General features: G+C 61.2%; 10 protein-coding genes. 4 read left to right on the top strand and 6 right to left on the bottom strand.

Features of this window, described 5'->3' with window-relative positions:
• Positions 1-5 precede the first annotated feature (5 nt).
• Entirely contained in the window at positions 6-845 is an 840-nt protein-coding gene (locus DW195_RS00250) for a MerR family transcriptional regulator (RefSeq protein WP_118205517.1), read from the top strand.
• Positions 846-903: 58 nt separating this feature from the next.
• On the opposite strand, the gene ligA is transcribed toward DW195_RS00250, so the two are convergent.
• The 5 genes from ligA to DW195_RS00225 form a co-directional block, all read right to left on the bottom strand.
• The gene (gene ligA, locus DW195_RS00245) at positions 904-3132 is read right to left on the bottom strand and encodes an NAD-dependent DNA ligase LigA (RefSeq protein ID WP_118205222.1); all 2229 of its coding nucleotides are present in this window, start codon (positions 3130-3132) and stop codon (positions 904-906) included.
• 248 nt (positions 3133-3380) lie between these two features.
• Positions 3381-4841 (bottom strand): S1C family serine protease, encoded by a 1461-nt coding sequence (locus tag DW195_RS00240; RefSeq protein WP_118205221.1) that lies wholly within the window; start codon positions 4839-4841, stop codon positions 3381-3383.
• 208 nt (positions 4842-5049) lie between these two features.
• A complete protein-coding gene (locus DW195_RS00235; RefSeq protein ID WP_006234733.1) occupies positions 5050-5712 on the bottom strand; it encodes a response regulator transcription factor in 663 nt (220 codons plus the stop codon).
• 50 nt (positions 5713-5762) lie between these two features.
• Positions 5763-7100 (bottom strand): glutamine synthetase family protein, encoded by a 1338-nt coding sequence (locus DW195_RS00230; RefSeq protein WP_117648002.1) that lies wholly within the window; start codon positions 7098-7100, stop codon positions 5763-5765.
• Positions 7101-7235: 135 nt separating this feature from the next.
• Complete coding sequence (locus DW195_RS00225; RefSeq protein ID WP_158567859.1) at positions 7236-8258, bottom strand: LacI family DNA-binding transcriptional regulator; 1023 nt, start codon at positions 8256-8258, stop codon at positions 7236-7238.
• A gap of 234 nt (positions 8259-8492) precedes the next feature.
• Here DW195_RS00225 and DW195_RS00220 point away from each other — a divergent pair, with 234 nt between their 5' ends.
• The 3 genes from DW195_RS00220 to DW195_RS00210 all read left to right on the top strand — a co-directional run bounded on the left by DW195_RS00220 (position 8493) and on the right by DW195_RS00210 (position 11471).
• The gene (locus DW195_RS00220; protein WP_118205217.1) at positions 8493-9527 is read left to right on the top strand and encodes a sugar kinase; all 1035 of its coding nucleotides are present in this window, start codon (positions 8493-8495) and stop codon (positions 9525-9527) included.
• A 253-nt stretch (positions 9528-9780) separates the two neighbouring features.
• Positions 9781-10422 (top strand): bifunctional 4-hydroxy-2-oxoglutarate aldolase/2-dehydro-3-deoxy-phosphogluconate aldolase, encoded by a 642-nt coding sequence (eda, locus tag DW195_RS00215; protein WP_117797082.1) that lies wholly within the window; start codon positions 9781-9783, stop codon positions 10420-10422.
• Between the two features lie 371 nt (positions 10423-10793).
• Positions 10794-11471, top strand: a complete 678-nt coding sequence (locus tag DW195_RS00210) for a YitT family protein (protein ID WP_118205215.1) — start codon at positions 10794-10796, stop codon at positions 11469-11471.
• A gap of 156 nt (positions 11472-11627) precedes the next feature.
• On the opposite strand, the gene DW195_RS00205 is transcribed toward DW195_RS00210, so the two are convergent.
• Positions 11628-12881: an ATP-binding protein gene (locus tag DW195_RS00205; RefSeq protein ID WP_158567858.1), complete on the bottom strand. Its 1254-nt coding sequence runs from the start codon at positions 12879-12881 to the stop codon at positions 11628-11630.
• Positions 12882-12906: the final 25 nt, after the last annotated feature.

Below are 12906 nucleotides of genomic sequence, written 5' to 3'. Positions count from 1 at the left end.
CCGACATGCCAAGCGAACATACTGAGGGCCTGCTCCGCATTGGCGAGGTGGCGCGCTTGTTTAACCTGAGCGTGGGCACGTTGCGCCATTACGAGCAGATGGGCCTACTGGACCCGGCGCACATCGATCCGGCAAGTGGGTACCGCTACTACGGATCGCGGCAGCTCTCTACCCTCAATACCATCAGCCACCTGCGCGTTCTCGACTTGCCGCTCGCGCAAATCCGTGAGTTTGTGACCACGCGCGATGTGGACCTTATGCAGCGGCAGCTGGCTCAGCAGCAGGAACTCATCGAGCGCAAGCGCCGCGAGCTGGAGCGCGCATCGCGCAAGATCGACAACCGGCTTGCTCTGCTGCACGATGCCTTGAGCACCGAGCTCGATACCATCCGCGAAATCGATGCGCCCGAGCTTCGCTGCGCCGTGTTGCGCGAACGCGTCAACCCTACCGACGCCTATGCACTGGAGTGGCAGATTCGTCAACTGCAGAAGGGCCAGCACGAGACCTTTGTCTTTCTGGGCAACTTGGGCGTCGGGATTGGCGCCGAGCGCCTCGCCGCCGGCGACTTTGACGGCTACGACGAGGTCTTTCTGCTGCTCGATGACACCGATGAGTACTTGGGCGATGTTGAGACGCGACCTGCCGCGCGCTGCCTGACCATAAGCTTCCGCGGCACGCACGGGCAGGCGGGCTCGCGCTACGAGCAGCTACTCGGCTATATGCACGCACACGGGCTGGCACCCGCCGGCCCGTCGCGCGAGATCGCCCTCATCGATGACATCATCAGCGACGACCCGGCAACCTACGTGACGCAGATCACGGTGCCCGTTTCCCCGTCCAAATAAAATCCGCCCGAAAGGTATCATGCTTTCCGGGCGGATCTTCAATTTGGTTATCGATGCGCTAAGCCCGGGGCACCTGACCAGTAGCCAAGATCTGCTCGAGTGCGTCCTCATCCAATACAGGCACGCCCAACTGCTCGGCCTTGGTGAGCTTGGAGCCCGCTTTGGGGCCGGCGACCAGATAGCTCGTCTTCTTTGAAACACTACCCGAAACCTTGGCGCCGAGCACCTTGAGCGCCGCGCCTGCCTCGTCGCGCGTACGGTTGACGAGCGTGCCGGTGAGCACGAAGGTCAGACCCGCGAGTGGTTGAGCGTCGGCAAGCTCGCCCGCCACGCCAGCGTCGGCCGCGGCTTGCGCGTGCGCGGCGCCCAAGTCGACCTCGAGCGACAGGCCCGCCTGACGCAGGCGCTCTAGCACGGCGAGGTTCTCGGGCACGGCCAGGAACTGCTTGACGCTCGCCGCAATCTTGGGACCGATGCCCTCACACTCGGCGATGTCCTCTTCGCTCGCCAAGATGAGCTTGTCGATCGACAGGAATCGCTCGGCGATGACCTCGCCCACGCTCTTGCCCACATGGCGGATGCCCAGGGCAAACAGCACGCGACCGAGCGGCTGGCTCTTGGACTTGTTGAGCTCGGCGATGATTTTCTCGGCCGTCTTGAGGCCCACCGGGATGGGGTCGCCCTTCTTGACGCCCTTTTTGCTATTGGAGCTGGCATAGGTGCGTCCCGTGTCCAGTCCGGCGATATCGTCCACCGTAAGCTGGTAGAAGTCCGCGACATCGTGGATCAGGTCAGCGGCAATCATCTTGTCGACAATCTCGTCGCCCAGGCCGTCGACGTCCATGCAGCCGCGGCTCACCCAGTGGAGCAAACGCTCCTTGAGCTGTGCGGGGCAGTCGATGGACACGCAGCGGTAGGCAACCTCGCCATCCTCGTGAACCACGGGGCTACCGCACACGGGGCAGACCTCGGGCATGTGCCAGTCGACCGAATCGGCCGGACGCTTGTCGAGCACCGGGCCCACGACCTCGGGAATCACGTCGCCTGCCTTGTGCACGATGATAGTGTCGCCCTCGCGCACGTTTTTGCGGCGGATCTCGTCGATGTTGTGCAGCGTGGCGCGCGCGATGGTGGAGCCGGCGACCGTCACCGGGTCGAACTCGGCGACCGGCGTGAGCACACCAGTGCGGCCCACCTGGATGCGAATTTCGCGCAGGACGGTCTGCTTTTCCTCGGGCGGGAACTTAAAGGCAATGGCCCAGCGCGGTGCGCGAGCGGTAAAGCCCAGGTCGAGCTGCTGCTGGAAGCTGTCGACCTTTACGACCACGCCGTCGATGTCGTAGTCCAAGTCGCCGCGATGCTCGAGGGCCTGGGCGCAGAACTCGTGGACCTCGGCCGGCGTGGCGCAGCGGGCCACGTTGGGGTTGACGCTAAAGCCGGCGCTACGCAGCCAGTCCAGAAACTCGCGCTGGCTGTGGACGTGCAGTGGGTCGGTATCGGCAATGGCATAGATAAAGGTGGCCAAGTCGCGACGCGCCGTGACCTTGGGGTCCTTTTGGCGCAGGGATCCTGCAGCAGCGTTGCGCGGGTTGGCAAAAGGGTCGCGGCCCTCGGCATCGGCCTCATCGTTCAGACGAACAAAGCTGCCCTTGGGCATATAGACCTCGCCACGTACTTCGATGGTACGCTCGCGGTCGGCGCCCATGTGGGCGAGCGCCGGCTCGGACAGGTGCATGGGCACATCCTTGATGGTACGCACGTTGAGCGACACGTCCTCGCCCGTTGTGCCATCGCCACGTGTGGCGGCGCGCACGAAGGTTCCGTTTTGGTAGGTAAGCGCCACGCCCAGGCCGTCGATCTTAAGCTCGCAGGTATAGGTGACGCTACCGGCACCGAGCGCATCCTCGGTACGCTGGAGCCACGCGTCGAGTTCGTCCAGATCCATGGCATCGTCCATGGAATACATGCGTGCCATATGCGTGACCGGCGTAAACTGCTCGCTCACGTAGCCGCCCACGCGCTGGGTATAGCTGTCGGGCGTCACCAGATCGGGGTAGGCCGCCTCGATTTCCTGCAGCTCAACGAGCATTTTGTCAAAGGCAGCGTCCGTGATCTCGGGCGCGTCGAGCATGTAGTAGCGGTACGCGTGGTAATCGAGCTCGTGGCGCAGCTCGGCCGCACGCGCCGCCGCCTGGGCACGGGCATCGGCCGGTGCAGCGGTATCCTCGCTCGCGGGCGTTTCGGTATCGATGTCCACGCCGTCACCAAACAGGCTCGATTGCTCCATAGCGGCACTCCTTCGCTCGATTTCAAACGGATACAAGAGTACCACCGGTCACCATGGCGCCGAATAACCCTTTCGAACCGCACCGAATCGGCAGCCGCCAGACTGGGGTGGATCGCGCGATTAAACCATGCCCTTGCCAGTTCTAAATGATCCGTTTTCCTCCGTCTCCAAGGGATCATCGCGAAAAGAGGGGCTGTCCCGCGCTGGCGGAACAGCCCCTCTGGCTTCGATATGTGCGATACAGCTCGTTAGAAACCCTGGCCGTTGCCCTGACCCTGGCCCTGCTGGCCAAGCAGCTCCTCCAGATACTGGCGCAGCTGCTCGTCGGTAATACCGCCGTTGCCGGTATCGGTCGCGCTGTCGTTCTGCTGCTGGTTCTGTAGCTCCTCGTCGGAGCCCAGCTCAACCGTGACCTTCTTCTCTTCCTTGCCGCGCATGAGCGTGATCTCGACCTTCTCGCCCACCTCGTGGCTGCGCAGCGCGATGATCAGGCCGTCGGCGCTCGAAATCTCATCGTCGCCCAGCTTGGTGATGACGTCGCCCTCCTGAATGCCGGCCTTGGCGGCAGGACCATCCTCAACGACGCTCGCCACATACGCGCCGCTATCGGTGCTCAGCTTGTTGGTGCGGGCGTTAAGCGCATTGACGCTCGAAAGCGTAGCGCCCATGTACGGATGCACCGGCGTCTTACCGTCGATGATCTGGTCGGCAATGTTCTTGGCGTAGTTAACCGGAATGGCAAAACCCACGCCCGAGCTGGAGCCCGAGTAGCTCTCGATAAGCGAGTTGATACCCACAAGCTCGCCATTGTCGTTGACGAGCGCGCCGCCGGAGTTGCCCGGATTGATGGCGGCATCGGTCTGGATCATGTTGGCATAGATGGTGTTGCCGCTGGTAGAGCTCATGGCCGTGGAGCGATACAGCGCCGAGACGATACCGGTGGAGACAGACTGTTCGTTGCCGAAGGGCGAGCCGATCGCCATGACCCACTCGCCCACGTTGAGCTTGGAGGAATCACCGATCTCAATCGGCGTGAGCTTGGAGGCGTCGGCGTCCTTGAGCTTGATGACGGCCAGGTCGCTCGAAGCGTCGTTGCCCACGAACTCGGCCTCGTAGGTGGTGCCGTCGTCCATGGTCACCACGTACTGGTCATAGCCATCGACCACGTGGTTGTTGGTGAGGATATGGCCCTCGGTATCGAGCACCACGCCCGAACCGACGCTGCCCGAGTTGTTCGACTCGTCGGCAGACTGCGAAAGCGAGCCATTCTGGCCGCCGCTCGACGTGGCGGTGATGGAAACGACGGAGGGCAGGGCCTTGGCAGAAACGGCCTCGGCCAACGTGGTGTCCTCGGAGTCGATCGTAATCTTTTGCGTCGACGAACCCGAAGCGCCCGCCGTCACGGCATTCTTGCCGCCACCGATATCGAGCGTACCGCTCATAATGAGCGCAATGACCAGCAGGGCGCCACAGGCGCAACCGGCGAGTGCCGTAATAAAGATCGGCAGCTTTTTGGTCTTGGTCTTGACCACCGTGTGCTTGTTCACGACCTGCACACCGCCCAGCGGCTGGCCGGTCTGTGTGTCATAGGCCTGCACGTAGGGAATGTTGCTGTCGGCAGGCGTCGACTCCACCTGCACGCGCGGCTGCTGCTGAGTCTCGCCGGCATTGCCAACATCCTGGGGACGCTGGGAATCGTTCTCGCTCATAGCTGCGATCCTTTCGTCAAATAACCAAAGGCCCGCCAAACACGTGGCGGGCCATCATTGTTCACGTTGAGTTGTACCCCAATATGCGGGCGTACGTGTACGAGAACGCAATCTTTTAGGAAGGCTTAAGTTCTGCTGCAAACTCGAAAGGAGCCCGCACCTGCGTCAAAACCACCACAAAGGTGTCTGTCCCCTTTGTGGTGGAAATCTAGTCCTTAAACAGATAGCCCACGCCGCGGACGGTGGTGATGTGTGCCGCGATCTGCGGGCCCACCTTGGAGCGGATGCGTCGAATGTGCACGTCGACGGTGCGCGTGCCGCCGCAGTACTCAAAGCCCCACACGCGGTGCAGCAGTACCTCGCGGCTGTAGGCGCGATTGGGATGCGTCGCCAAAAAGCTCAGCAGCGAGTACTCCATCAGCGTCAGGTCGATGGGCTCGTTATCGAGTGTCACCTGGTAGGTAGCCAGGTTAATCTCGAGGTTATCGATATTGAGCACATCGTCGGCGGTGACGGTCTCCTCCTCGCCCATCAGGCGCTGCGCGCGAGCCTTGAGCTCATTGGGCGTCGCCGTGGGGCATACAAAGTCGGCATGCGCGTGATTCGGCAGGCGCAGGGTGCCGAGCGCCTCGTCGTCGACGATCACCAGCATGGGGACACCGCCGCGATCGTCAAGCCACTTGGCAATCTGATCGATGCGGTCGCTGCGGATGCCATCGGAATCGAGGATCAGCAGGTCAAAGTCATGCGCCGCAGTCGGCGAATCGGGAGTGGCCAGGCTCACCTCGACACCCAGGGTGGTCGTCAGGCTGCGGGCAAACTCGTGGAAGCGCGTCGTGCGCGCCATGAACAGGGCACTCTTTTCGGACATATCGGCCTCCAAAGAAATGAGCTCAATCGTACTGGAACAAGCCAGCGCGATTAGGAGTTCGCCAGGTAGTGCTTGATCTCCCACTCGGTGATCGTAGACTCAAACTTATGCCACTCGTCGCGCTTCTTTTTGAGGAAGAAGCTGTGGATGTGCTCGCCGAGAGCATCCTTCATAAACTGCGAGTCCTCAAACACGTCGAGCGCCTCTTTGAGCGAGCGCGGCAGCGGCGCGTAGCCGGCCTCGACCATCTGACGGTCGGTAAGCTTGAGCGTCTCGGCCGTGGCCTCGGGCGGGAGTTCCAGCTTGCGCTCGATGCCGTCCAGACCAGCCGCCAGCGTGACGGCGTTGACCAGGTACGGGTTGGCCATGGGGTCGGGACTGCGCAGCTCGATGCGCGTGGACAGCGGCTTGCCGGGCTTGTAGACCGGGATGCGGACCATACTCGCGCGGTTGCGCAGGCCCCACGTGGCGTACTGCGGCACGGAGTCGCCACCCGTGGTGATGCGCTTGTACGAGTTGACCGTGGGGTTGGTGATGGCGCTGATCTCGCGCGCGTGCGCCAAGATGCCGGCCATGTAGTGCTTGGCGATTTCGGAGAGGTGGTACTTCTCGTCGTCCTCGCCCCAAAAGACGTTGTTGCCGTCGTGGTCGAACAGCGACTGATGCAAAAACATGGCGCTGCCGTCCTCGCCCGCCAACGGCTTGGGCATAAAGGAGGCGTGGCAACCGCTCTCGTAGGCCTGCTGCTTAATGATGAGTTTGGCCGTGGTGATAGCGTCGGACATGCTCAGGGCCTCGGCGTGACGCAGGCTCATGCCATGCTGCGAGCGACCGGCGGCGTGGAAGGTGTACTCCACGGGCACGGACATCTTCTCGAGCGTGAGGACCGTGTTGCGACGCAGGTCGCGGGCAGCATCGCTCACCGAAAGATCGAAGTAGCCCACGTTGTCGAGCGGCTCGGGAGTGTGCTCGTCGGGGAAGTAGTAATACTCCAGCTCGGCACCCACGTTGAGCAGATAGCCAGCCTTCTCGGCCTTGCGGAACATGCGGCGCAGGGCATCGCGCGGGTCGCCGGCAAACGGCTTGCGATCGGGAGTGCATACATCGCAGAACACGCGGGCAACGCCGTTATGGCTCGGACGCCACGGCAAAATCTGGAAGGTCGAAGCATCGGGAAACGCCAGCATGTCGGCTTCCTCGGGCGTGGCAAAACCCTCGATGGCGGAGCCGTCAAAGCCGATACCCTCTTCAAAAGCGACCTCGAGGTCCTCGGGGCTAATGGCAAAGTTCTTGAGGCGGCCGAGAATGTCGACAAACCACAGACGCACAAAGCGGATGTCACGCTGCTCTACGGAGCGGAGTACGTAATCGATGTTCTGCTGGTTCATGTCGCTCCCCTTTCTTTCGGGCGGGTTTCGACTGGTCTATATCGCAGATACTATCGCAGAAAAATGTTTCCGCAGGGTTAAAGCGTATCAAGCGCTCAAAAAAACGTGCGCGAGCAGACCGTTGCGAACGAGCGGCTAGCGTAAGGTCGAGGCGCGGTGTTCGATGTGGCCGGGGATCTCGATGCGCTTGGGGGCGAGCTTTGCGGCATCGCCCACCGTAGTGGTAACGATGTCGATGCGTTCGGACAGACGCTCGACTACGCGCTCGGCAATGGTAAGAGTGTCCTGCGCTGCCGTGGTCACACCGCCAAAGAGCACGTGGTTCCAGGGATAGTCGTCAAACGTTGCGATCTTGAGACCCGCCGGCAACGAAGGTCCCAACTGTGCCAGCGCCTCGGTCAGGCGCAGGAAGACCAGACCGTTGACGGCAATGAGGCCGAGCTTTTTACCCGCATAGCCGCGGATGGTCTCGTCCAGGCGACTGACACCCGTGGCGCCACCGTCGGCCAGGGTGACGACCTCGCCCGCAAGACCGCGGCGCGAAAGCTCGCCGGCAAAGGCCTCAGCGCGCTCGCGACGCACGGGGCTGTCATCGCTTGCCTCGGTGAGCAGGCACAGGCGCTCGCTGCCAGCAGAGGCCAAGGCGTCTACCAGGCCGGCGACCAGCTCACGGTTGTTGGAGGTCACCAGATCGACACCGCCGTCGGCAACATCGCGGTCGAGCAGCACGACGGGCAGGCGTCCCGCAGCCTCGGCGATCGCCTTGTCGTTGCCTCCGCAGGTATTGACGACCAGGCCGTCCACGCCGGCATCGATAAGTCTGGTGAGCGACTCTGCCTCCTTGGCGGGATCGTTGCCACTAATGGCCGTCATAAGCGAGCAGCCGCGCGCGGCGGCACTGGCGGAAAGCCCTTCGAGCATGGCACTCGAGAACGGGTTGGCGATGTCGGCCAGAATCACGCCGATGAGGTTGGTGCGCGAGCTGCGTAGATTGCGTGCGGCGGCACGTGGGCGATAGCCAGTGCGCTCGATAACCGCCGCGATGCGAGCGCGGGTTTCCTCGGTCATCTGCCCGGGGCGGTTGTTGAGATAGCGCGAGACCGTGGCCGGGCTCACGCCCGCCTCGGCGGCAATGTCCTTAATCCTCATCTGCGCCATGGCGCACCCCGTTTCCCAATCGTCAGCAGTCTGAGCCATTTTAGGCATTTTTTAAAAATCTCGGTTGCAAAACGCTGTAGGTGAGTATACTACAACTCGAAACGAAACCGATTTCGTAAACCGATTTCGGCAAGCGTTGGCACGGAGGTGCAAAGATGCACCCTACCGTCTTGGCACCTCCGTGCCAACGCCATATCAAAGGTGTACGCACGAGCAAGAAGGAGCTGCGCGACCATGGGTAAAACGGTTCTTACCTTCGGCGAGATCATGATGAGGCTCTCGCCCAAAGACCATCTGCGCATTGAGCAGGCGACCGAGTTTGATGTCCGCTACGGCGGCGCCGAGGCCAACACCGCGCTTTCCCTGGCCTATCAGGGCGACAAAGCCGCTTACGTCTCCGTTGTCCCGGCCAACCGTCTGGGCGAGTGCGCCCTGCGTTCGCTCAAGGTTTACGACGTTGACACCACGCGCGTTGTGCGTCAGGGCGACCGTCTTGGCTCCTATGTGTTTGAGGTTGGCGCCTCGCAGCGCGGCAACGGCTGCGTCTACGACCGCAAGTATTCCGCCATCAACATGGCCAAGCGCGACGTCTTTGATTGGGACGAAATCCTCAAGGGCGTCGATGTCTTCTACTTCTCTGGCGTGACGCCCGCCGTGTCCGACGAGATGGCCGCTGCCTGCAAGGATGCCCTCACCGCTTGCCGCGCCAAGGGCATCACCACCGTGTGCGACGTGAACTATCGCGGCAAGATGTGGTCGCCCGAGAAGTCGCAGGCCACCATGAAGGAACTCCTGCCGCTCGTCGACATCTGCATCGCCAACGACGAGGACGCGCCTGCCGGCCTCGGTATGACCTGCGTCTCCGGCTCCCTTGCCCACGGAATCGAGGAGCGCGACACCTACGTCGAGATGGCCCGTCAGATCTGCGCCGAGTACGGTTGCAAGAAGGTCGCCTCGGTCGTCCGCAACATCTCCTGCGTCGAGCGCTCCATCTGGATGGGCATGCTCTTTGACGCCGAGAGCGGCGAGCACTGGTTCTCCCCTGCTCACGACGTGCACGTGCTCGAGGGCGTTGCCGCCGGCGATGCTTTCAACGCCGGACTCGTCCATGCCCTCATCAACGACTTTGACCCACAGGACGCCGTCAACTACGCGATTGCGGCCTCGATCCTCAAGCTCACCATCAAGGGCGATTCCAACTTGGTGACCGCAGACGAGATCGCAGCCGTCGCCAACGCCGCCGACGGTGGCACTCGCGTTGCGCGCTAAGCCGTCTCCATTCCGCGGGCCGCAGCTTTCCATACCCATACCCCTGCGGCCCGCTCCCCGATCTTTCCGGTCGGGCAAAACCACCAGTCCCATTCCGGTTTTGCCCGGCATTCCCTATACGACTGGTCGCGCAGCCGGTTTTGGAATTGCTTGAACCCCAAGCAGTGCCTCCGATAACCAATCCAAAACCGGCTCTTGACCAGCACATTTAGCAATCATGCGCCCGTGCGCGCCTCACATCGAAAGGAACACCATGTTCGATCAGTTCTACACCACGCTTGAATCCCTGGGCATCGTGCCTGTCGTCGTGCTCGACAAGGTCGAGGACGCCGCTCCGCTCGCTCACGCCCTTATGGCAGCTGGTATGAAGTCCGCCGAGGTCACCTTCCGCACCGCCTGCGCCGCCGAGTGCATCACCGCTATGGCCGCCGCCGAGCCCGAGATGTGCGTTGGCGCCGGCACCGTCCTGACCGTCGAGCAGGTTGAGCAGGCCCGCGCCGCCGGTGCCAAGTTCATCGTCTCCCCGGGTTACAACGAGGACGTCGTGAAGCACTGCATCGACATCGACCTGCCCGTGCTGCCCGGCACCGTGACCCCCTCCGAGGTCACCGCCGCCGAGAACCTCGGCCTCAAGGTCACCAAGTTCTTCCCCGCGGCCCAGTATGGCGGCCTCAACACCATCAAGGCCCTCGCCGCTCCGTTTGTCGGCCATCGCTTTATGCCCACCGGCGGCGTGAGCACCGCCAACGTCGAGGAGTACCTGAGCTCCAGCGCCATCATCGCCTGCGGTGGCACCTGGATGGTCAAGCCGGCCCTGTTCGCCGACGGCGACTTCTCCAAGGTCGAGCAGATCGCCCGCGAGGCCATGGACGTCGTCAAGAAGGTCCGCGGCTAACCCTGCCGCCTGAGACGGGGTGAAATGGTAGATTTTCTACTTGACTTCCCCGCTTGACTCGCTCTCTATCATGGGGGCGCGGCCTCGGTCGCGCCCCCCCCTAAAACGGCTCGGAAGCGCGCCGTTTCCGTCACGAACAAGAACCGAAACCGTCTTGTATGCTGATAGAACGTGACGGAAGCGACACGCCCCCGAGCCGCTTTGTTTATGCGGCTGGCAGGCGCACTCAACTAAGCCACTTCGACAAAAGCCATGTCACCCAAACAGCTGCGGCGCCGTCTGGAGGAATGGATCCTTGCTTCCGATCTTTTCCCCCAAGCGGCGCCGCAGCCTTTACTGCATCTCCCAAATTCCGAAAGGAAGGTCACGACATGCGGCCGCTCATCGTAATGAATGGCGAGAATATAGATTGGTTCCACACAGTCATCAGGATGCTCATGTATCTTGCCGGCGTTGCCATTTTGGCACTCGGCATGAGCATCCAGACAGCATCGGGGCTTGGGGTGGCAGCGCTCACCTGCTTCGCCACAACTCTGTCCATGCTCACCGGCAAAACACTCGGTTTTTGGATCACTGCGACCTACGTTGCTTACATCGCCGCGCAGGCTGTTATCCTCCGCCGCGAGTTTCAACTTCGCATTCTTCTCGAAATCTTTTTCTCGACGCTCATCGGCGGCTTCACCGATTTCTTCATGGCGGTCAACCCACTGCATCCCACGGCACTCCCCGCACAGGTTGCGACCATGCTGCTCTCCCTCGCTGTCACCGCATTTGGCGTAAGTCTCGTCGTCAACATGGGCGTTGTCCCCAACGCGCCCGACGGCTTGGTGCAGGTCATTGCCGAAAAGCTTAAACGCCGCTTTGGCGACGTAAAAGTCGTGTTCGACTGCTCACATGTCGCCGTGTCCCTCATTCTGTCGCTCGCGCTCATGCACAACCTAGGCGGCTTTGGCGTGACCACAGCCATCTCGGCGCTGTTCTTGGGCCACGTCATCAACGTCGCCAACAAGCTCTTCGCCCAGCACTTTATCCGCGCGGCATTCGGATAATAGCACCACCGTAAGAGCCCGCGAACAGCGCTATACGTTGCTATATCTCACTAACGTTGCTATATCTTGCTATAAATCGACCGCTGCCAGCCAACATACAACAGGCCCCAAGCGGGCAAAGGCTTGGGGCCTGTCTTGCAATATGGTTCTTTTGGCCTATGCGCGCTCGTATTTCGTGGAACGCCCCGTCCCCCGCTTTACAACCGCGTTCCGCCCAATCAGCGATTCAAGCGCCGTCAACGCACGCGCGCGGCTCAACCCCGTCTGCTGCTCAATCTCGCCCCGCGACATTATTCGTCCGACCGGCAAAGCCTTGAGAACCTGGGCCTCTTCCTCAGACCCCTCAAAGGCATCGATAACGGGCAATGTGACGGTCACCATGCCGCCGCGAACATCAAATACCGGTCGGCTTAAAGAATCTCGATACGCACGCCTGATTCGCGCGATTCCCGTGCCAAATTTCTCGATGTAATCCAGCTTTAAAAAGACCTCGGCGACAATTGGGTTTCTAAGCACGGATATCTGCCCATACAGGTATTGTTCCGTCGTCAAACCGGCAGGCAGCGATCCGGGCGAAGTGACAACGACGCGATCGTCGTACAGGGCAATTTGAACATTCGCTCGAACGTCCCACGTCCGATGCACCAAAGCGTTTGCAACGGCTTCGCGAAACGCCTCGAGAGGAATTCGATCGGTTTGGACGCGTTCCATCCCTTCGATACGTTCATAACGGTAGTAGCGTGCAAACATAGCCACCGCCCTGTCCACCTGTTCAATTGCGGATACATTTGTCGCCGACTCACGATCCAAGATCACATCCTCGGTATCACCAAAACGGACGCAGTCGATGCCAGGAAAATCATTCTTATCCGCCAAAATCGCCGCAGCGTTGGTATAGCCGTCCTTACCGAGCAAGCGAAGCGTGCGCATAATATCCGACGTTAGCTCAGAAATGCCGAGATGTTCAACACACTTTTGCTCGAGCGTGCAAAAACTCAAGTCCTGGCGAGTCGACGTGAGCGCGTCGAACGTTACGTTGCTGCCTTCGAGCGTCAACCTGCCATACTCAAACCGGTCGACCTCCACCGTTGCCGAATCGTTTCGCCTGTAGGCCTTTCCCTTGCTTCGATAGGGTTTGTCCTGTCCCTCATAAACCGTAAGGATTACGGTCCCGTGTTTCTCATCGGGCTCGAGCGTGTAACGGGGAGCGGGATCCAAGCTGTCATTAATCATGTTCTCAATGCGGAGACACTCTGCGACCGGATCTGTAAGGCCGACAGCCACGCCCTCGTCATCAACGCCAAACTCAATCTTGCCCGTCCCGTAGTTTGCATAAGCGCTCACCGTTTTAAGAAACGTCGGCGTAACGCTTTCCTTGTATTCGACTGTAGGGCTCTCTCTAACAACCATACGCCCAACCTCTTCGTTTCGTACC

Source organism: Collinsella sp. AM17-1, assembly GCF_003470665.1.
Taxonomy (GTDB): Bacteria; Actinomycetota; Coriobacteriia; order Coriobacteriales; family Coriobacteriaceae; genus Collinsella.
Note: the sequence above shows the minus strand (reverse complement) of the source record. Positions and strands in the feature narration are given on the sequence as shown.